The following is a 19068-nucleotide window of genomic DNA, read 5'->3' as shown; positions in this document are numbered from 1 at the left end:
GTGAATTCGTGCCCAGTCCCCGGACAAGCGAAAGCCCCGCCTGGGCGGGGCTTTCGAAGAGGTGCCGGCGTCGAACGAGGGCGGAACAGGGGGGATCCGTGGATCCTCGTCAGACGCCGACATGGAAGCGGCAACCCAATTACGTCGTATTGCGACACATTCTGTCAATAGCTTTGAACCATCGTCAGCCGAACGGCACCCTCTATCAGGGCTCTACTTCCCGGCTGATCCGGCTGGCACGGGCACGCTGGTAGACCCGTTCCGAGCGCGAACCGCTGTTGCTGGTCGGCCGTGCCGGCGCCGACGTGGCGGTCGGTCGCGGCTGGCGCACCACTACCGGCGCCCGGGAGACCGGGGAGTCCTGCGTGGCGGGACGCGCCTGGATCGACACCGGTCGACGCTGCACCATCGGCGCCCGCTCCACCCGCTCGCGCTGCAGGCGGTCGAGGTCGCGCCACGGTGCCTTGCCGTCGTTGTCCTGGCGGGGCGGACGGTGGCCGTCATCGGGCCTCGGCCGGACCACCAGCGGCGGTCGGTAATAGCCGGGGTGGCCGTAGTAGTCGTAGTAGTACGGATAACGCCCGTAGTAGCCCGGATAGTAGGAGCGCCCGTAGGAGTACGAAGCGCCACCGTAGTAGCCGTAGGGGCTGCCGTGGTAGCGATACTCGGTCGACGGTTGGCCGTAGTAGTAATCGCCGCGGTCCTGCCGGTAGTTGTAGCCGCTGGTCATGCAGCCGGCCAGCAGGGGCAGGACGAGGGCGGGAAGAATCAGTTTGCGGATCATGTTGGATCCCCCGGTGATGTGCAGCCATCGTCGGCCTGCGGGCTTGAATTGGCGCTTAATTTCGCGCTACGGCGCCGGATCGGACCTGAGCGGTTAAGGCGCGGCGGCCCAGGAGGTCACGAGCAGGGTAACCGCTCACCGGGGCTGGGGTTGACCCGCTGCTGCCGAGGCAGGCACCGGCCTCAGCGAGGCCGGCCGCCGGCCTGCCCGCCCACGCCCGCGGCCACGTGGTCCAGGCCTTCGCCCAGCAGCAGCCGCGTGACCGCCGCCCGCTCCTGCAGGGGCCGCGTCCGGACCTCGTCCAGCAACCATCCGATCGAGCGGCACCGGGCATCGTGGTCGGCGCCGTTCAGGCCGGCAACGAAGCCGTCGTTGACCAGGGCCGCGCGCACCCCGGCCGCCTTGAGGGCCTGCCGAGCAGTCGATGGATCGTAGGGTTGCGGAGGCGACTGCATCGCGGCGACGAACAGTTGGGCGATGGCGGTGGCGAACTGCTCCTGCTGTGCAGGCTCGAACCGGCCGGCGATCTCGTTGAGCCCCGCCAGGCTGCGATCGGCAGCCGGATCGAACAGCGCGCACAGCGCCTGCGATTGCGCCGGTGTGCGAGTGCTCGCATGCACCGCCTGGAACAACCGGTCGATCGCGCCGTCGGGCGCACGCACCAGCAGTTCCCGGCTGTCGGCGACCAGGATCGACGGGTCGAAGCCCCACTGCTCCAGCGCGGGCGGCTGGTTGACAGCCCCGGAAGGCGGTGCCGCGCGGGTCGGCAACAGTGCCGATCCGAGCAACAGCGCGGCGGACGTGGCCAGGGCGATCGTGGTGGGGCTGAGCATGGTCGACTCGCGGCAGGTTCCATCCGGAATCTAGTCCCATCGAGCTGAACACCGCGTGCGCACCGCCCAGCGTTCAGGGCCCGCGCTCGCTCCGCAGGTCCTGTGTCGCCCGCAGGTCGCCCGCCGCCCCGCGCCCGGCGATCCAGCTGAAGCCGACGATCCCGAACGTCACCACGATGGCGCCCCAAAGGACGATGCCGCTCGGCCACGCCTCGCCCAGCCACATCACGCCGATCGCGGTGGCGAACAGGATCTCCGCCGCCTGCATGGCCTCGGCCGCGGCCAGGCCGGTCGGGTTGTCGCGCACCATGCCGGTGGCCTGGAAGAACAGCACTGTGGCGATGATGCCGGCACCCACGGCCACGCCGGCGGCCATGCCGACCTGGCCGACGGACGGCATGCCCGCGTCCCATCCGGCATACAGCGCGAGCGCGACCCACGCCGGCTGGCTGGCCAGGGTCAGGCCGAATACGCGCTGGGTCGCATTGAGCCGGGGCACCCCGTCGGGCTGGTGCCGCTCCAGGTGCAGCAGCAGCCCGCGATTGCCGAGCGGATAGGCGAAGGCGGCGCCGGCGACACAGGCCAAGGCGATCCACCCGGCGCGGTCGAGCCCACCGCCCGCATGCCCGAGCTGCATCATCAGCACCCCGGCCACCACCACCAGTCCGGCCGCGAGCGCCAAGGGTGGGATGCGCCGGCGCTCGTCGTCGTAGAGGAACGGCGAGCACAGCATGCCGGCGACCACGGTCAGCTGGAAGGTGCCGGCCACCAGCCACGACGGCCCGCTGGACGCGGCATAGCTCAAGCCGATGTAGAACAGCACGAAACCGACGGTGCTCCAGCCCAGCCACGGCAGGGGGTGGGCGCGGATGGCCCGCCAGACCGGTCCGAAGCCGCCGAACCAGTGCACCAGCGGCAACATCAATGGCAGCGTGATCAGGTAGCGCAGCGATGCACTCCACGCCCAGTGCCCGCCCTCGACCGCCGCCGCGCGGTTGAGCACGTAGGCACAGGTGAAGAACAGGGCGGAGGCGAGCGCGACGCCAACCGCCAGCAGGACGTGCCGCCGGTGCGCGCTGGTCATGCCGGCGGCTGGCCGCGCCTGCGCACCTTGATGCTGTCCAGCGGCACCTGGACCTCGTCCACCCCACCGACCCGGATCGGGGCGCCCGGCGGCGGGCCCCATGCCTGGGCGTAGATGACTTCCCACGTCGCGGGCAACTGCCCGTCTCCGCCGCGCATCGCCTCGTAGGCCTCGGCGGCACGCGCGAACCGCGCGCGCCCGGTGAGGCTGCGGCGGCGGCCGGCCATCGCGTTGGTTGCGCCGATCGTGCGCAGCTCGCGCATCAGGTGCCCGAGGTCGGGGTGGCCGAGCCGGAACTCGTCGCGGTCCAGCACCGGGTCCTTGAAGCCGGCCTCGATCAGCGCATCGCCGAACTGGCCGATCGCCGGGAACAGGCTGACGTGCGGCGCCTCGTCGGCCGCGGCGAAGGCCTCGCGCAGCTCCGACAGGGTACCCGGACCGAAAGTGGACAGCAGCAGGAGGCCCTCGGGCTTGAGCACGCGCCTGAAGCCGGCGAACACCGCCGGCAGGTCCTCCACCCACTGCAGGCACAGATTGGAGAACAGCACGTCGACGCTGCGGTCGCGCAGCGGCAAGGCGCGCGCATCGGCGCAGACCAGCCCGGGCTTGCGCGCGAACGGGTTGAAGCGCGGCCCGGCGGTGTTGCGGCGCGCCTCGGCCAGCATGCCGAGGGCCAGGTCGACGGCCAACACCTGCGCCTTGGGCCAACGCTTCTGCAGTGCCGCCGTGCCATGCCCGGGACCTGCACCCAGGTCCACCACCACCTCCGGCGGCGCTCGGCCAAGGCCGGGATCGTCCAGATAATCCAAAGACTCCATCAGCCGCGATGACACCTCCCGCTGAAGGGCGGCGGCGGAGGCATAACCACCCGCTGCGCGCGAGAAGGCGCGGCTGACCTGGCGGTGGTCGAACAACGGCTTCACGACGCGCTCCCCGGGAGCGAACGCATGAAGCCGTCGATCTCGGCAGCGACTTCGTCGGCGGCGCCGAGGAACGGCGCATGCCCTGCATTGGCAATGGCGACACTGCGCGCACCATGTGCCATGGCGGCCGCCGCCGGCATCGCGCCCGCCGGCACCAGGCGGTCGCGCTTGCCGGACAGCCACAGGCTGGGCACGGCCAGGCTGGGCAGCTCGTCGCGCAGGTCGAGTGCGTCAAGCAACGACAGGCCTTCGTGCAGCGCCCGTGGCGCCGGCTCACCGCGCTCGAAGGCCTGCTCCCTGAGCTTGCGCAGTTCATGCTGGGCGCTCGACGAGCCCAGGGCCTCCAGCGCCAGGAAGCCCTCCAGCGTGCCGCGGAAATCGCGCCTGAGCGCATCGCCGAAGTCGCCGAACAGGGTGCTGCTCACGCCGTGCGGCCAGTCATCGCCGCGCACGAAACGCGGCGAGGCCGCGACCATCACCAGGCCACGCACCGCATCGGGGTGGTCGAGCGCGGCCCGCAGCGCCACCTGGCCGCCCAGCGACCAGCCCAGCCACGCCGCGCCCGGCACCCGCCGCACCAGTTCCGCGGCGAGTGCCCGCGGCTCCAGCGGCATTTCGCTCCCGCGCGCATGTCCGTGTCCGGGCAGGTCCACCACGTGCAGGGTGTAACGCTCCGCCAGCCGATCGACCAGCGGGGTGAACAGTCCGCCGTGCATCGCCCAGCCGTGGATGAGACCCAGCGCCGGACCCTGTCCGCGCGTTTCGATATGCATGTGCTGCCGAACCGTTGTTGCCGTGGGGGAAGTCCGCTCAGCGCGGGGTGTACTGGTCGATCGCCGCCACCCTGGCCTCGGCTTCGGCGCGATCGCGCGCCTTCACCAGCGCCGCGACGAGGCCGTCGACATCGGCCTCGGCATGCAGCGCCGAGAGCGTAACGCGCAGGCGTGCGCGACCTTCGGGCACCGTCGGCGGGCGGATCGCGGTGACCCAGTATCCGGCCTTCTCCAGCGACGCCGCCATCGACAGCGCGCGCGCGTCGTCCCCGACCAGCACCGGCTGGATCGGCGTCTCCGATGGCAGCAGCACCAGGCCGGCGGCCAGCGCGCGGTCACGGAAGCGGGTGGTGAGGTCGACCAGTTTCTCGCGACGCCAGTGCTCGCTGCGGGCGATCAGCACCGCGGCCAGGGTCGCCGCAGCCTGCGCGGGCGGCATGGCGGTGGTGTAGATATAGGGCCGGGCGGTCTCGGCGAGATGAGCGATCAGCTGTTCATCGCCCACCACCGCCGCGCCATGGCTGCCCAGGGCCTTGCCGAAGGTGGCCAGGCGCAGCGGCACCTGCTCGATGGTGAGCCGGGCGGCGGCGACGCTGCCGCGCCCGTCCGGCCCGAGTACGCCGATACCGTGTGCATCGTCGACGTACATCAATGCCTGCTGCACCCGCGCGACCAGCGCCAGTTCGCGCAGGGGCGCGACGTCGCCGTCCATGCTGAACACGCCATCGGTGGCAAGCATGGCCGCGCCGTCGGGCACGCCGCGCAACTGGCGGATGGCGCCCTCGGGATCGGCGTGCGGGTAGCGCCTCAGGTGGCACCCGGCCAGACGGGCGGCGTCGATCAGGCTGGCGTGGTTGAGGCGGTCCTGGACACAGACATCGTCATCGCCGAGCAGGGCCTGCACCACCGCCAGGTTGGCCAGGAACCCACTGCCGAACAGCAGCGCGCGCGGCACCTCCAGCCAGTCGGCGAGCTCCTTCTCGAGCGTGTCGTGCAGGGCATGGTGGCCGCAGACCAGATGCGAACCGATGCCGCCGGCGCCTTCGCGTGAGGCGGCATCCTGCAGGGCGTTGACCACGGCGAAGTGCTGCGAAAGCCCGAGGTAGTCGTTGCCGCAGAAGTTCAGCAGGCTGCGGCCGTCCACCGTGCAGCGGGCGCCATCACGGTGGCTGGCGACGCGGCGGACGCGTTGGCGGGACGCCGCCTCCCGCGCCTGCCGGGCCACCTCGACCCGCTCACGCCACCCCGGCCGGGCCACGGCTCAGGCCACGCAGGCGGGGCGGTCGGCGTCCGTGCCGGTGGTGTCGGTCTCGATGATGTCGGCGTGCACGGTGCCCCCTTCCTGTCCGGCGTGTTCGACGACCTGCATCGGGCGCAGGCCGAGTCGCTCGAACAATGCCAGATCACGCTCGGTGTCGGGGTTGCCCGTCGTCAACAATTTCTCACCGTAGAAGATCGAATTGGCGCCGGCCAGGAAGCACAGCGCCTGCAGCTCGTCGCTCATCTGCTCGCGGCCGGCCGACAGCCGCACCATCGAGCGCGGCATCAGCAGGCGGGCAACGGCAATCGTGCGCACGAACTCGAAGGGATCCAGCTCGGCCAGCTCCTCGTTGTCGGCCAGCGGCGTGCCGGCGACCTTGACCAGCCGGTTGATCGGCACCGAATCCGGGTGCGCGGGCAGGTTGGCCAGCGCCTGCAGCAGGCCGGCGCGCTGCTGGCGCGACTCGCCCATGCCGACGATGCCGCCGCAGCAGGTCTTCATGCCGGCGTCGCGCACGTGTTCCAGCGTATCCAGCCGATCCTGGTAGTCGCGGGTGTGGATGATCTCGTTGTAGAAATCCGGCGCGGTGTCGAGGTTGTGGTTGTAGTAGTCCAGCCCCGCATCCTTGAGCGAGCGTGCCTGGGTGTCGGAGAGCATGCCCAGGGTGGCGCAGGTCTCCAGCCCCAGGGCCTTCACCTCGCGGATCATCGCCGCGACCTTCGGGATGTCGCGGTCCTTCGGCGAGCGCCATGCGGCGCCCATGCAGAACCGCGAGGCGCCGGCGGCCTTGGCCTGCCGGGCCTTGTCCAGCACCGCCTCGGTGCTCATCAGCTTCTGCGCGTCGACGCCGGTCTGGTAGCGCTGGGCCTGTGGGCAGTAGGCGCAATCCTCGGGGCAGCCGCCGGTCTTCACCGACAGCAGCGTGCTGACCTGCACCTCGCTGGGGTCGAAGTGCCCGCGGTGCACGCTCGCGGCGCGGTGCAGCAGCTCGGGGAACGGCAGGTCGAACAGCGCGCGGACCTCGCCGCGGGACCAATCGTGGCGAACGGGGGTTTCACTGACGGCAGGCATGGCGATGGTCCGACGGAGTCAACGGGTCGAGCACGGCAGTCTGGAAAGCATGCCATCCACTGTCAACCACGCCGACCTGCGGCAGGTTTACGGGGCCGGTCGCCTTGCCCGGCTGCTATGGGCCGCGCGCTGCCTGGTGTGCAGCGAGCCCGGCGAGGACGGCTGGGAGCTGTGCCATCGCTGCAGGATCACGCTGCCGGACAACGAGGCGCCCTGCCGGCGGTGCGCGATTCCGCTGGCGGTGCCGACGCCGGGCGCGGCCGGAGCCGATCCGGGATTCCTGCCGGACGGTTGCGATGCATGCACGACCGCCCCGCCTCCCATCGACCTGGTGCATGCGCCGTTCCTGTATGCCCCTCCGCTCGACCGGTTGCTGCCGCGCTTCAAGTTCCACCAGGACCTCGCGGCCGGGCGGTTGTTGAGCGGGCTGATGGCGACCCGCCTGCCGCCCACGCGACGGGCCGGCTGGCAATCGGCAGTGCTGGTTCCCGTGCCCCTGCATCGGCGACGCCTGCGGAGCCGAGGCTACGACCAGGGCCTGGAACTAGCCCGGCCGCTGGCCCGCGGGTTGGGCATTCCCTTGTCGGCCCGGTTGCTGCAGCGCACGCGCCACACCAGCGCACAGTCCAGTCTCGACGCGGACGAACGCCGCGACAACCTGCGCGACGCATTTTCCGTCACCGCTGCGCCACCGCCACACGTCGTACTGGTGGATGATGTGATGACCACCGGGACGACCCTGCATGCCGCCGCCGAGGCCTTGCTGGCTGCGGGCACCCGCCGCGTCGACGCGTGGGTCTGCGCCAGGGTGCCTTGACGCCGCTCAGCCCGTCGGGGCCCCGCCCGTCGCCAGGTAATGGGCGGCGATGCCGAGAAACACCACCATCCCCACCCAATGGTTGTGCAGGAACGCACGAAACAACGGCCCGCGCTCCCGATGGCGGGAGATGTGGAACTGCCAGCCCACCAGCACCACCGCCACGCTCCAGCCCCCCCAGTACCAGGGGCCCAGTTCCGCCTGCCGGCCCACCAGCACCAGCGCAGTAAAAAACAGCGCGTAGAGCAAGCCCTGGATGACCAGGTCCAGGTCGCCGAACAGGATCGCGGTGGACTTGCTGCCCATGCGGATGTCGTCGTCGCGGTCCACCATCGCGTACCAGGTGTCGTAGGCGGTCGACCAGAGGATGTTGGCGCAGTAGAGCAGCCACGCCAGCGGCGGCACTTCGCCCTGCACGGCCGCGAACGCCATCGGGATGCCCCAGCCAAACGCCATGCCCAGGTACACCTGCGGCAGGTAGGTGTGGCGCTTGAGGTAGGGATAGCTCGCCGCGAGGAACACCCCGACCGCGCTGAGCAAGATGGTCAGGCGGTTCATGGTCAGCACCAGCGCGAACGCCACCAGCATCAGGCCCGCGAACAGCGCCAGCGCCTCGCGGCCCCGTACCGCGCCGGTGGCCAGCGGCCGGTCGCGCGTGCGCTCGACATGGGGGTCCAGCCAGCGGTCGGCGTAGTCGTTGATCACGCAGCCCGCCGCGCGGGTCAACCAGACCCCCGCGGTGAACACGAACAGCGTCCACAGCGGCGGGATGCCGCCGGCGGCGAGCCACAGCGCCCACCAGGTGGGCCACAACAGCAACAGCCATCCGATCGGCCGATCGGCACGCATCAGCTTCCAGTACAGCGACAGTCGCTGCCGCCAGCCCGGTAACGGACCGGTATCGAAACGCTCGTAGCTCATTGGCCGCGATTATGCGCGACGTCGCGGCCGGTCGCGCCGGCCACGTCGCAAGCCCCCTGCACGCGGAGCCGGTTTTGCCGCTAGAATGCCAGCCCCGCGAGGCCCCGCAGCACCAGGGCACCGCGTGATCGCCAGGCGCCTGTAGCTCAGCCGGATAGAGTAGTGGCTTCCGAAGCCATTGGTCGGGGGTTCGAATCCCTCCAGGCGCGCCAACCCCATGTGCCAAGGCACCATGGGCGGCGATATACTGGCGCGCGGCCGCTTGGTGCGGCCTTCCGTCGAATCGATACGCGTGGCCCGCCCGGCGCGCGCAATAGGGTGGATCGTGCGCAATTACGACCTCGAGTTCCTGAAGAAATTCTCCATGGTGATCGGGTTCCTGATCCTGATCACCTTCGGCCTGATCATCGGGTCGTACCTGGTGCACCGTGCGCAGCCGCAGGAGGTCCCCGATGGCGTGGCCCGCCGCACCGAGGCGCGCATCGCGCCGGTCGGAGCGGTCTACGCCGGCAGCACCGGTGCCGCCGCGCAGGCTGCCGCCAGCGCCGCCGCCGCCGCTGCCGCGACCGCCAACGTCGCCTATGGCGGCACCATGGATGGCTCGGTCATCTTCAACAACCTGTGCACCGGCTGCCACACCTCGGGTGCGGGCGGTGCGCCGACGATGGCCGCGGCCGACTGGGCCAGCCGCATCCCGCAGGGCAATGACGTGCTGTACCAGCATGCGATCGAAGGCTATGTCGGCCCGGCCGGCGTGATGCCGCCGAAGGGTGGCAACCCCGCCCTCACCGACGAGCAGGTGGTGGCGACGGTGGACTGGATGCTGGCCAACTTGCAGTAGTCCCGTCCGACCCTGCACCGACGACGCCGCCCCACGGGCGGCGTTTTCGTATCCGCTTCCCCCGTCTTGACCGCCCCCGAATGCGGGCGCCGTATCATGGCGCGCATGACTGAACCGACTTTTCCAAAGGATGGCGATTTCCTCGAGGGCAAATCGGTACCGGTGACGCTCAGCGGCCCGGCCGGCACCATCGAGGCGATCGTGGAAGGACCCGAACCCGGCACGCCGCCGCGGCCCCTGGTCGTGGTGGTATGCCACCCGCTGCCCACCGAGGGCGGCACGATGCACAACAAGGTCGTCACCATGACCGCCCGCGCGATGCACCAGAGCGGCGCGGCGACGGTGCGCTTCAACTTCCGCGGTGTCGGGTCCTCCGAAGGCAGCTTCGAGGACGGCGCCGGCGAAGCCGACGACCTCCGCGCGGTGGTGGCCTGGGTCCGCGAGCAACGGCCCGAAGCCGAGCTCTGGCTCGCCGGCTTCAGCTTCGGCTCGTACGTCGCCTACTCGGTGGCCGAGGAGCTTTCCCCCGGCATGCTGGTGCTGATTGCCCCACCGGTTTCGCGTGGCTACGGATTCGACCGGATCACACCGTTCAGCGGCCGCTGGCTGGTCATCCAGGGTGACGCCGACGAAGTGGTCGACCCGGAAGCCGTGTACGCGTGGGTCGATGGCCTGGCGCACCCGCCGGAGCTGGTGCGCATTCCCGATACCAGCCACTTCTTCCACCGCAAGCTGATGGACCTGAGGGGCGCGGTGAAGAACGGCATCCGCCCGCACCTGCCGGCCGCGACCACCACCCCCGATGACTGAACCCACCTCCGCGCCGCCACCCGGCGAGCGCTACGCTGCCGCGGTCTCGCGCGGCGACATCACCCGGGACCCGGCCCAGCAGGAGACCCTGCAGGCACTCGACCGGTTGCACCAGGCCCTGCTCCACCCCCCGCGCCAGGGCCTGCTCGACAGGCTGCGCGGGCGGGTGCCCGAGCCGCCCCAGGGCCTCTACGTGTGGGGCGGCGTCGGCCGCGGCAAGACCTACCTGATCGACCTGTTCTTCGACGGCCTGCCGTTCGAGGAGAAGCGCCGCACCCATTTCCACCGGTTCATGCGCGAGGTGCATGCACAGCTGCGGCTGCACGCCGGCGAAAGCGATCCATTGGCCAGCATCGCCCGGCAATGGCGCAGGAACCTGCGGGTGCTGGTGCTGGACGAGTTCTTCGTCAACGACATCGGCGATGCGATGCTGCTGGGTCGCCTGCTGGAGCGCATGTTCGCCGAAGGCGTCGCCCTGGTGACCAGCTCGAACATCCCGCCGAAGGAGCTGTTCAAGGATGGGCTGCAGCGCGAACGTTTCCTTCCGGCGATCGCCCTGATCGAGCAGCACTGCCAGGTGCTGCACCTCGACAGCGACCACGATTACCGGCTGCGGGCGCTGACCCGTTCGCCGGTCTACCGCGCCCCGCTGGATGCCGGCTCCGACGACTGGCTGCGCCAGCGCTGGAACGAGTTGACCACCGGGTCACCGCGCGAGGCCGGACCGCTGGTGATCGACGGCCGCGAGATCCCCGCCCGCTGCCTGGCCGAGGGACACGCGTGGTTCGACTTCGCCGCCCTGTGTGAGGGGCCGCGCGCGACCAGCGACTACATCGAGATCGCCACCGAGTACCACACGGTGCTGGTGGGCGGCATTCCGCTGTTCGACGGGCAGAACAACGACCCCGCGCGGCGCTTCGTGCACCTGGTCGACGAGTTGTACGACCGCCACGTCAACCTGGTCTGCAGCGCCGCGGCACCACCGCAGGAGCTCTACGCCGGCGGCAGGCTCGCCGGTGCGTTCGAGCGCACCACCTCGCGCCTGATCGAGATGCAATCGGCCGAGTACCTTGCGCTGGAGCATCGCGGCTGAGGCCCGTTGCCGCACGGCGGCGGCACGGAAATTTTCCAGGCGCTAGGATCGGGGCTCCACCACCGGGGATTCCGCCCATGCGCCAGTTGCTCCTGCCCGCCCTGCTCGCCAGCCTGCTCGCCCCCGTCGCCTCGGCCCAGGACGTGGAGCAACGGCCGGAGGTGCAGGCAGCCGCCGAACGGTTGCGGGACGACGTCATCCAGCTGCGCCGCCACTTCCACCAGCACCCGGAGCTGTCCAACCGCGAGGAGCAGACGGCCGCGAAGGTCGCCGAACACCTGCGCGCGTTGGGGCTGGAGCCACGTACCGGCATCGCCCACCACGGCGTCGTCGCGATCATCGAAGGCGGACTGCCGGGCCCGGACATCGCCCTGCGCGCGGACATGGACGCGTTGCCGGTCACCGAACAGACCGGACTGCCGTTCGCTTCGGAAGTCACCACCACCTTCAACGGCCAGCAGACCGGCGTGATGCACGCCTGCGGCCATGACGCCCATACCGGCATCCTGCTCGGCGTCGCCGACGCGCTGGTGGCGATGAAGGACACGCTGCCGGGACGGGTCATGCTGGTATTCCAGCCGGCCGAGGAGGGCGCGCCCGAGGGCGAGGAAGGCGGCGCTTCTTACATGCTCGAAGAGGGCCTGTTCGCCGACTTCAAGCCCGAGGCGATGTTCGGGCTGCACGTGTTCTCGTCATTGCCGGTCGGCACCATCGCGGTCCGCCAGGGGCCACTGATGGCGGCGTCCGACAAGTTCAGCATCACCGTGACCGGCGTGCAGACGCATGGCTCGCGCCCTTGGGGCGGAGTCGACCCCATCGTCGCGGCCGCCGACCTGATCGGCAGCGCGCAAACCGTGGTCAGCCGCCGCAGCGATATCGCCAACCAGCCGGCGGTGGTCAGCTTCGGCTCGATCCAGGGTGGCATCCGCTACAACATCATCCCTGACAAGGTGGAGCTGGTGGGCACCATCCGCACCTTCGACGAAGGCATGCGCGAGAAGATCCACGCGGACCTGCGCAACGTGGCCGAACATGTCGCCGCCGCCCACGGTGCCACCGCCGACGCGCGGGTGCCCGACAGCACCGGCAACCCGGTGACCGTGAACGACCCGGCACTGACCGAGCGCATGCTGCCGAGCCTGCGGGCGGCCGCCGGCGCCGACAAGGTCATCGAGCCACCGCTGCAGATGGGTGCGGAAGACTTCGCCTATTACGCGCGGGAGGTCCCATCGATGTTCTTCTTCGTGGGCGCCACCGCCCCGGGCATCGACCCGGCCACCGCTCCCAGCAACCACTCGCCGAAGTTCACGCTGGACGAGGCGTCACTGGACCTCGGGCTGCGAGCGATGCTGCAGGTGACGCTGGATTACCTGCACGGCGCAGGTTAGCCAGGCGGTGGCGGCGACAGCCACCACTGCCCGAACCGGTCGCGACTGACGTCGCTCCTACAGGTGCATCGCGTGGCCAAGCCAGGACGACGCACGTCCGCTTCACCACCAAGGTTCTGTAGGAGCGGCTTCAGCCGCGATCATGGAATCGGCGCGGGCAAACCATTGCCGGATCGCGGCTGAAGCCGCTCCTACAGGGGGGCTACGCCCATTGCGTCACCCGATGCAGCGCGCGAAGCGGGTTGTAGGAGCGACGTCAGTCGCGACCGACTCCCACGTTGCCACTCACCCGCCGACACCCGACCGACGCCAACCACCCGCCACCACCCATGCGGTGCCACGCGCGATAATGCGTCGATGACCACAAACGACCTTCCGCTCGGCCGCCACGTCGAGTACCCGCGCGAGTACGACCCGTCACTGCTGTTCCCCATCGAACGCGCGCTCGGCCGCGGGGAACTGGGCATCGACGGTGGCGCCCTGCCGTTCATCGGACACGACCGCTGGCACGCCTATGAGCTGGGTTGGCTGGACACACGGGGCAAGCCACGGGTGGCGACCGCGACCCTGACGGTGCCGGCGGACTCGCCGCGCCTGGTCGAATCCAAGTCGCTCAAGCTCTACCTCAACTCCTTCAACGCTTCCCGCTTCAACGACGATGCACAGGTGCTCGAACGCATGGCGGCGGACCTGTCCGCAGTGGCGGGCGCGCCGGTGCAGGTGGCGTTCGGCCTGCCGGACTTCGATCCCGGCGAGGCGGCGTGCATCGATGGGACGGCGGTCTCCATCGATCATTACGGACCGCCGCATGCCGGTTTCCTCGCGGCCGACACGGATGACGTGGTCGAGGAGGTGCTGTCCAGCGCGTTGCTGAAGTCCAATTGCCCGGTCACGGGTCAGCCGGACTGGGCGCGCCTGGTGATCGACTACCGGGGACCGCGCCTGGACCGGGCCGCGCTGCTGCGCTACCTGGTCTCGTTTCGCGACCACTGCGAGTTCCATGAGCAATGCGTGGAGCGGGTATTCACCGACCTGATGGCCCGCGCACGGCCGGCCCGACTGTCGGTGGAAGCACGCTATACCCGCCGCGGCGGGCTGGACATCAACCCGTGGCGCGCGACGCCGGGAACGGTCGCTCCAAGGGCAGGCCGGGACCTGCGCCAGTAGCCCGCCAAATGGGAGCGGGGGGCCAGCGGGGACCTCGACTTCACGCTGCGCGTGCAAAGGTGCCGGCGGGCTGAAGCACCTCCGGTGACCGGGGTGCACCCGGTGTCCGCGGCACCGGGGATCGGTCCGGTACGGACCGTCCCGGAGGATTCATGCGCCTGCTCGTCGCCACGGCACTGCTGTTGGTCCTGTTCCCCGGCGTTGCGTTGCGGGCACAGGCGCAGGACGCCGGCAGCGGGATCGACGTCGGCGGCGCCATCCGCTTCAACTACGGATGGAAGGACTACGACAACGACGACAAGTTCGATCTCGAACTGGTGCGCGCGGATCTGTCGTGCGAGCGGGGACGCTTCATCTGCTCGGCGCAATACCGCTGGTACGAAGGCTTCTCCGCCGTCCATCACGCGTGGGTGGGGATCCAGGCGACCGAGCAGCAGCAGGTGCGCGCCGGGATCGTCCAGGTCCCGTTCGGACTGCTGCCGTACGCCTCGCACAGCTTCTGGTTCGGCTCGGGCTACTACCTCGGTATCGAGGACGACTACGACCTGGGCGCGACCTGGACGCTGGACAACGGCGAGTGGCGGGCGGACGCCGCCGTGTTCGCCGGCGACGAATACGGCACCGGCCGCGAGGACGGTCGCTACTCCTTCGATGTCGCCACCACCGCCGACCACCCTTTCCGTGAGCGCACGCGCGGCGTGCTCCGGCTGGAGCGGCTTGTCGAGCACGGCGATTGGACGACTCGCCTGGGCGGCTCATTGTCCGCGGGCAGGATCGAGCGACGGCCCGACGGCGCCGATTTCGACCGCCAGGCCTTCGCGCTGCACGCCGAGTCGACGCGGGGGCCGCTCGAGCTGGAAGCGCAATGGGCGCGCTACGACTATGACGTGCCCGGTGACCGCATCGCCCTGACCGCCTTCCTGTTTCCGTTCGAGGTCGCCTCCACTGCCGATGTCGCGACGGTCAACGTCGCCTGGACCTTCGAGCGCAGCGGCTGGTTCGACTCCATCACCTGCTACAACGACTACAGCACCACCCGCGCCGACGGCCCCGGACTGGCCGACTCGGTCCAGAACGTCACCGGCTGCAGCTTCGCCAAGGGGCCGATGTTCACCTACGTCGACTGGATCGCCGGCCGCAACATGTGGTTCGCCGGTGGCCCGGGCATCGGCATCGAAGCCGGGGACAGCGACCGCTGGCATTCCCGGCTGAACGTCAACGTCGGGTTCTATTTCTAGGAGGACGCATGGAGACACCAGCACCTGGCCACCCCCCGCGCTACCGCATCAATCCGCCGGTGTTCTTCACTTCGGTGGTACTGGTGGTGGCGTTCGTGCTCCTCGCCGTGCTGCTCCCGGAAGCCTCGGAGCGCTGGTTCACCGCGGTGCAGGACTGGGTGATCAACCAGGCAGGCTGGTTCTACGTGCTGGTGGTGGCGGGCTTCCTGGTGTTCGTGGTGGCGCTGGCGGCATCGCAGTACGGGCGCATCAAGCTGGGTCCCGACCACAGCACGCCGGACTACAGTTACGTCTCGTGGTTCGCAATGCTGTTTTCGGCGGGCATGGGCATCGGCCTGATGTACTTCGGCGTGGCCGAACCGATCATGCACTTCTCCGATCCGCCGGTCGGCGATCCGTCGACAGTGGCCGCGGCGCGGCAGGCCATGCGCATCACGATGTTCCACTGGGGCCTGCATGCGTGGGCGATCTACGCGGTGGTGGGGCTGGCACTGGCCTATTTCTCTTTCCGCCAGGGCCTGCCGCTGACGATCCGCTCGTCGCTGTATCCCCTGATCGGCGAGCGCATCTACGGCCCCATCGGGCACGCGGTCGACACCTTCGCCGTGCTCGGCACCCTGTTCGGCGTGGCCACTTCCCTCGGCTTCGGCGTGATCCAGGTGAATTCGGGGCTGGCCTACCTGTTCGACCTGCCGGTCGGGGTCGGCGTGCAGATCGGCTTGATCGCGGTGATCACCGCCATGGCGACGGTGTCGGTGGCGTTTGGGCTGGACGGCGGCATCCGCCGGGTGTCCGAGCTCAACATGGTGCTGGCCGTGGTGTTGCTGGTGTTCGTGCTGGTCGCCGGGCCCACGGTGTTCCTGCTGCAGACGCTGGTGCAGAACACCGGCATGTACCTGTCGAACCTGTTCTCGATGACATTCAACCTGTACGCCTACGAGCCGACCGGCTGGATCGGCGGCTGGACCCTGTTCTACTGGGGCTGGTGGATCGCGTGGTCACCCTTCGTCGGCATGTTCATCGCCCGGGTGTCGCGGGGCCGGACCATCCGCGAGTTCGTGGTGGGCGTGCTGCTGGTACCGCTGGGCTTCACCTTCCTGTGGATGACGTTCTTCGGCGACACCGCCATCCACATGGTCCTGATCCAGGGCGTGCAGGAGCTTGCCGAAGCGGTGGCCGCGGATTCCTCGGTGGCCCTGTTCCGGTTCTTCGAAGAGCTGCCCTTCAGCAGCATCACCTCGTTGCTGGCGACGCTGCTGGTGATCACCTTCTTCGTCACGTCTTCGGACTCCGGTTCGCTGGTCATCGACATGCTGACCTCCGGCGGAGCGGAGGATTCACCGACCTGGCAGCGCGTGTTCTGGTCGGTGCTGGAAGGCGTGATCGCCGCCGCCCTGCTGGTGGCGGGCGGCTTGAGCGCCCTGCAGACCGCTTCGATCGCCAGCGCGCTGCCGTTCTCGATCGTGATGGTGGTGATCTGCTGGGGCCTGCTGAAGGCACTGCGGCTTGAAGGCGCCAAACGCTCCAGCCTGCGCGGCGCCCGGGTGGACCCGTCGGGGCCGCGGAGCGGGAACTGGCAGCAGCGGCTGGCCGGCATGCTCCACAACCCGGGGCGCAAGGAGGTACTCGAGCACCTTCGGGACACGGTGGCCCCGGCGCTGGCGGCGGTGGCTGCGGAACTGCAACGGCAGGGGCTGGAGGCGCGCGTGCAGGATTCGGAGGATGGGCGTGTCTGGGTGGAAGTCGGCCACGGCGAGGAGATCGACTTCTACTACTCGGTCCGGCCCCGGCCCTACGAACCACCCGCCTTCGCGATGAGCGACACCCGCGCCTCGCGCGCCGAGGCGCTGAAGTATTACCGCGCCGAGGTCCACCTGCGCGAAGGTGGGCAGGACTACGACATCATGGGCTGGACCCGGGAGGCGGTGATCAACGACGTGATCGACCACTACCAGCGCCACCTGCACTTCCTCGCGGCGGTCCGTTGACCATGTCGCTTCACGCCGAAGCGATCCAGCCTTAACAGTTCACGTGCAATCGTCCAGCTGCCCATGCAGGCAGGAGACCGGACGATGAACCATCCCGACAAACCCGCGGATTTCTCACGTGTAGGATCCCGTGCCGACAGCACCGCCGAAACCGCCGATTTCTCCGGGGTCAGCGGCCGTGTCGATACCACCGCGGAGCGTGTCGACACGCCGCAGACCTATACGGTCGAGCGCGGCGACACGCTGTCGCACATCGCCAAGCGCTTCTACGGCAAGGCCGGCGAGTGGAATGCCATCTTCGAAGCCAACCGCGACCAGCTGTCCGATCCCGACCGCATCCAGCCGGGCCAAGTACTCGTCATCCCCACGCGCGAACGCCAGGACTGACGCAGGCCCGCACCCTTCCAAGGAGAACCCGATGTCTAACGCACTCAACCTCCCGCTTGCCACTGCCCTGGTGGCCGCGGTAATGCTCGCCGGCTGCAACCGCGACGCCGACGACACCGCCACAATGACCGATCCGGTGGGCCCGCCGGTCGCCACCGATGCGACTACCGAACCTGTCGGCACCATGCCCACACGACCCGACCCGATGGCCGGCGGCGCCGAAACCGCCGTCGATGTCACCGCCGTGACGTTGGGTACCCAAGCCGGGTCCGACCACCGCATCACCGACCCCACCACCACCTTCGGCACCAGCGGTCCGATCGTGGTGGCGGTGGATACCAGCGGTGCTGCCAGCGATGCCGAAATCACCACCCGCCTGGTCTACCAGGACGGACAGACCGCGGGCGAGGAATCGGAAACGATCAACACCACCGGCAACGAGACCACCACCTTCACCTTCACCAACGCCAACGACTGGCCTTCCGGCAGCTACACCGCCGAGGTCTGGGTCAACGGCGTCCAGGCCAACAGCACGAAATTCGACGTGCGCTGACACCCTCTCTCTCCCGCTCATGGGCGGGGCAAGCTGGGCGCGACTCCGGTCGCGCCCTCTTTTTTTTCCGGTCCGGCCGATTGCGGCACGTGCAACAGGCTGCGTTTACCATGGACGCCCCCCGCTCCCCCGGCCATCGCATGAAGATCCCCGACTACCTCGACGACGACCGCATCGAGCGCCTCGCCAACCTGCTCGAGCAGCGCGCCGTACCTTTCAAGGGCTTCAACCTGGAGGCGCTCGACGGCTACCTCTCCGCGCTCGCGGTGTCGCCGGGTGACGAGGTGCCGATGTCGGAGTGGGAACCACCGGTGTGGGGCAAGCCACCGCGCTGGGACGACGCCGAGGAACGCGCGGAGATCGAATCGCTGCTCCTGGCCCACCGCAACATGGCCGCCGCGCGCGTACGACATGGCGACGACGACCTGCCCGACCACCTCGCCCCGCTGCTGTGGCTGCCGGAGGATCCGGAAGAAGAGCAGGACGACGAGCTCGACGTCGGCCGCGACTGGGCGCTGGGTTTCTTCACCGCGGTGGAACTGCGCGAGGTCCAGTGGGACGAGTGGCTCGACGGCAACGACTGGATGGAGGACCTGTTCGACCTGCTCGATCGCCTCGCCAGCGGCGAGGTCATCGGCGAAGATCCGGAAGCGCCGGGCACCCCGATCGAATACCGCGAGCGGCTGGAAATCATCGCCGGCCTGCCCGCCATGCTGGCCGACCTGCACCACCACCGCATCGACGCGCTGACACCGCGCGAACCGATCCGCCGCGAAGCCACGCCCGACCGCAACGAGCCGTGTACCTGCGGGAGCGGCAAGAAATACAAGAAGTGCTGCGGCGCCGACGCCTAGCTGTGTAAACCCAGCACGTTGTTCAGCGGGATGCGGGTAATGGGCGGCTTGTAGCCAAGACTGGCGTGTAGCCGATGCCAGTTGTAGTGGTGCAGCCAGCCCGGGAGGGCGCCTGCGCGCTGTTCGGAGTTGGCATAGGAGCGTGCGTAGGCCCATTCGCGCAGGCAGGTCTGGACCAGCCGCTCGGCCTTGCCGTTGGTACGCGGGGTATAGGGGCGCGTGCGCAGGTGGCGCATGCCGAGCCGGTGGACCAGGCGGCGGAAGCTGCGCGATCTGTAGCAG

General features: G+C 69.4%; 20 protein-coding genes and 1 tRNA gene. 12 read left to right on the top strand and 9 right to left on the bottom strand.

From position 1 onward, the window contains the following. Positions 1–205 precede the first annotated feature (205 nt). The 7 genes from B5D37_RS13565 to bioB form a co-directional block, all read right to left on the bottom strand. Positions 206–784 (bottom strand): hypothetical protein, encoded by a 579-nt coding sequence (locus B5D37_RS13565; RefSeq protein ID WP_143814329.1) that lies wholly within the window; start codon positions 782–784, stop codon positions 206–208. A 182-nt stretch (positions 785–966) separates the two neighbouring features. After that, positions 967–1617 (bottom strand): hypothetical protein, encoded by a 651-nt coding sequence (locus tag B5D37_RS13560; protein ID WP_078759274.1) that lies wholly within the window; start codon positions 1615–1617, stop codon positions 967–969. A 73-nt stretch (positions 1618–1690) separates the two neighbouring features. Further along, on the bottom strand, positions 1691–2701 hold the full coding sequence (locus tag B5D37_RS13555) for a multidrug resistance efflux transporter family protein (RefSeq protein WP_078759273.1): 1011 nt from the start codon (positions 2699–2701) through the stop codon (positions 1691–1693). Then, positions 2698–3624, bottom strand: a complete 927-nt coding sequence (bioC, locus tag B5D37_RS13550) for a malonyl-ACP O-methyltransferase BioC (protein WP_078759272.1) — start codon at positions 3622–3624, stop codon at positions 2698–2700. The genes B5D37_RS13555 and bioC overlap by 4 nt, the downstream gene beginning before the upstream one ends. Beyond that, on the bottom strand, positions 3621–4397 hold the full coding sequence (gene bioH / locus B5D37_RS13545; RefSeq protein WP_078759271.1) for a pimeloyl-ACP methyl ester esterase BioH: 777 nt from the start codon (positions 4395–4397) through the stop codon (positions 3621–3623). The genes bioC and bioH overlap by 4 nt, the downstream gene beginning before the upstream one ends. A gap of 37 nt (positions 4398–4434) precedes the next feature. Continuing rightward, on the bottom strand, positions 4435–5655 hold the full coding sequence (gene bioF / locus B5D37_RS13540; RefSeq protein WP_078759270.1) for an 8-amino-7-oxononanoate synthase: 1221 nt from the start codon (positions 5653–5655) through the stop codon (positions 4435–4437). Between the two features lie 3 nt (positions 5656–5658). Next, entirely contained in the window at positions 5659–6729 is a 1071-nt protein-coding gene (gene bioB / locus B5D37_RS13535; RefSeq protein ID WP_078759269.1) for a biotin synthase BioB, read from the bottom strand. A gap of 49 nt (positions 6730–6778) precedes the next feature. On the opposite strand from bioB, the gene B5D37_RS13530 reads away from it, so the two are divergent. Beyond that, positions 6779–7546, top strand: a complete 768-nt coding sequence (locus B5D37_RS13530; protein ID WP_078759305.1) for a ComFC family protein — start codon at positions 6779–6781, stop codon at positions 7544–7546. Positions 7547–7552: 6 nt separating this feature from the next. Here the strand turns inward: B5D37_RS13530 and ubiA are convergent, their stop codons facing one another. Beyond that, positions 7553–8467, bottom strand: coding sequence for a 4-hydroxybenzoate octaprenyltransferase (gene ubiA, locus B5D37_RS13525; RefSeq protein WP_078759268.1), 915 nt, complete (start codon positions 8465–8467; stop codon positions 7553–7555). A 135-nt stretch (positions 8468–8602) separates the two neighbouring features. Between ubiA and B5D37_RS13520 the strand changes: the two genes are divergently transcribed. From B5D37_RS13520 to B5D37_RS13470, 11 genes are all read left to right on the top strand, one after another. Continuing rightward, positions 8603–8679: transfer RNA gene (locus B5D37_RS13520), tRNA-Arg, on the top strand. Between the two features lie 113 nt (positions 8680–8792). After that, positions 8793–9308, top strand: coding sequence for a c-type cytochrome (locus tag B5D37_RS13515; RefSeq protein ID WP_078759304.1), 516 nt, complete (start codon positions 8793–8795; stop codon positions 9306–9308). A 105-nt stretch (positions 9309–9413) separates the two neighbouring features. Continuing rightward, a complete protein-coding gene (locus B5D37_RS13510) occupies positions 9414–10118 on the top strand; it encodes an alpha/beta hydrolase (protein WP_078759303.1) in 705 nt (234 codons plus the stop codon). Then, complete coding sequence (gene zapE / locus B5D37_RS13505) at positions 10111–11211, top strand: cell division protein ZapE (protein ID WP_078759267.1); 1101 nt, start codon at positions 10111–10113, stop codon at positions 11209–11211. The genes B5D37_RS13510 and zapE overlap by 8 nt, the downstream gene beginning before the upstream one ends. 77 nt (positions 11212–11288) lie before the next feature. Next, complete coding sequence (locus B5D37_RS13500; protein WP_078759266.1) at positions 11289–12599, top strand: amidohydrolase; 1311 nt, start codon at positions 11289–11291, stop codon at positions 12597–12599. A 357-nt stretch (positions 12600–12956) separates the two neighbouring features. Continuing rightward, positions 12957–13766 (top strand): NADPH-dependent 7-cyano-7-deazaguanine reductase QueF, encoded by an 810-nt coding sequence (gene queF / locus B5D37_RS13495; protein ID WP_078759265.1) that lies wholly within the window; start codon positions 12957–12959, stop codon positions 13764–13766. 152 nt (positions 13767–13918) lie between these two features. After that, positions 13919–15004 carry a hypothetical protein gene (locus tag B5D37_RS13490; protein WP_078759264.1) on the top strand — a complete coding sequence of 362 codons (1086 nt, stop codon included), beginning with the start codon at positions 13919–13921 and terminating at the stop codon, positions 15002–15004. 8 nt (positions 15005–15012) lie between these two features. Next, complete coding sequence (locus B5D37_RS13485; RefSeq protein WP_078759263.1) at positions 15013–16992, top strand: BCCT family transporter; 1980 nt, start codon at positions 15013–15015, stop codon at positions 16990–16992. Between the two features lie 84 nt (positions 16993–17076). Continuing rightward, complete coding sequence (locus B5D37_RS13480; RefSeq protein WP_078759262.1) at positions 17077–17379, top strand: LysM peptidoglycan-binding domain-containing protein; 303 nt, start codon at positions 17077–17079, stop codon at positions 17377–17379. Between the two features lie 31 nt (positions 17380–17410). Continuing rightward, complete coding sequence (locus B5D37_RS13475; protein ID WP_143814328.1) at positions 17411–17932, top strand: hypothetical protein; 522 nt, start codon at positions 17411–17413, stop codon at positions 17930–17932. Positions 17933–18042: 110 nt separating this feature from the next. Then, positions 18043–18786, top strand: coding sequence for a UPF0149 family protein (locus B5D37_RS13470; protein ID WP_234987899.1), 744 nt, complete (start codon positions 18043–18045; stop codon positions 18784–18786). Here the strand turns inward: B5D37_RS13470 and B5D37_RS13465 are convergent. Continuing rightward, positions 18783–19068 (bottom strand): integrase core domain-containing protein (locus B5D37_RS13465; protein ID WP_143814327.1); only part of this gene is annotated, 286 nt, incomplete at its 5' end. The genes B5D37_RS13470 and B5D37_RS13465 overlap by 4 nt on opposite strands.

This window comes from Lysobacter spongiicola DSM 21749, assembly GCF_900167055.1.
Classification (GTDB): Bacteria; Pseudomonadota; Gammaproteobacteria; order Xanthomonadales; family Xanthomonadaceae; genus Novilysobacter; species Novilysobacter spongiicola.
Note: the sequence above shows the minus strand (reverse complement) of the source record. Positions and strands in the feature narration are given on the sequence as shown.

Bases quoted from the DNA above. Each gene is read 5' to 3' on its own strand.
- queF (WP_078759265.1), top strand. From the start codon at position 12,957: ATGACCACAAACGACCTTCCGCTCGGCCGCCACGTCGAGTACCCGCGC.
- B5D37_RS13475 (WP_143814328.1), top strand. From the start codon at position 17,411: ATGTCTAACGCACTCAACCTCCCGCTTGCCACTGCCCTGGTGGCCGCG.
- B5D37_RS13510 (WP_078759303.1), top strand. From the start codon at position 9,414: ATGACTGAACCGACTTTTCCAAAGGATGGCGATTTCCTCGAGGGCAAA.
- B5D37_RS13500 (WP_078759266.1), top strand. From the start codon at position 11,289: ATGCGCCAGTTGCTCCTGCCCGCCCTGCTCGCCAGCCTGCTCGCCCCC.
- bioB (WP_078759269.1), bottom strand. From the start codon at position 6,729: ATGCCTGCCGTCAGTGAAACCCCCGTTCGCCACGATTGGTCCCGCGGC.
- B5D37_RS13470 (WP_234987899.1), top strand. From the start codon at position 18,043: ATGGACGCCCCCCGCTCCCCCGGCCATCGCATGAAGATCCCCGACTAC.
- B5D37_RS13560 (WP_078759274.1), bottom strand. From the start codon at position 1,617: ATGCTCAGCCCCACCACGATCGCCCTGGCCACGTCCGCCGCGCTGTTG.
- B5D37_RS13485 (WP_078759263.1), top strand. From the start codon at position 15,013: ATGGAGACACCAGCACCTGGCCACCCCCCGCGCTACCGCATCAATCCG.
- B5D37_RS13490 (WP_078759264.1), top strand. From the start codon at position 13,919: ATGCGCCTGCTCGTCGCCACGGCACTGCTGTTGGTCCTGTTCCCCGGC.
- zapE (WP_078759267.1), top strand. From the start codon at position 10,111: ATGACTGAACCCACCTCCGCGCCGCCACCCGGCGAGCGCTACGCTGCC.
- bioH (WP_078759271.1), bottom strand. From the start codon at position 4,397: ATGCATATCGAAACGCGCGGACAGGGTCCGGCGCTGGGTCTCATCCAC.
- B5D37_RS13555 (WP_078759273.1), bottom strand. From the start codon at position 2,701: ATGACCAGCGCGCACCGGCGGCACGTCCTGCTGGCGGTTGGCGTCGCG.
- ubiA (WP_078759268.1), bottom strand. From the start codon at position 8,467: ATGAGCTACGAGCGTTTCGATACCGGTCCGTTACCGGGCTGGCGGCAG.
- B5D37_RS13530 (WP_078759305.1), top strand. From the start codon at position 6,779: ATGCCATCCACTGTCAACCACGCCGACCTGCGGCAGGTTTACGGGGCC.
- B5D37_RS13565 (WP_143814329.1), bottom strand. From the start codon at position 784: ATGATCCGCAAACTGATTCTTCCCGCCCTCGTCCTGCCCCTGCTGGCC.
- B5D37_RS13480 (WP_078759262.1), top strand. From the start codon at position 17,077: ATGAACCATCCCGACAAACCCGCGGATTTCTCACGTGTAGGATCCCGT.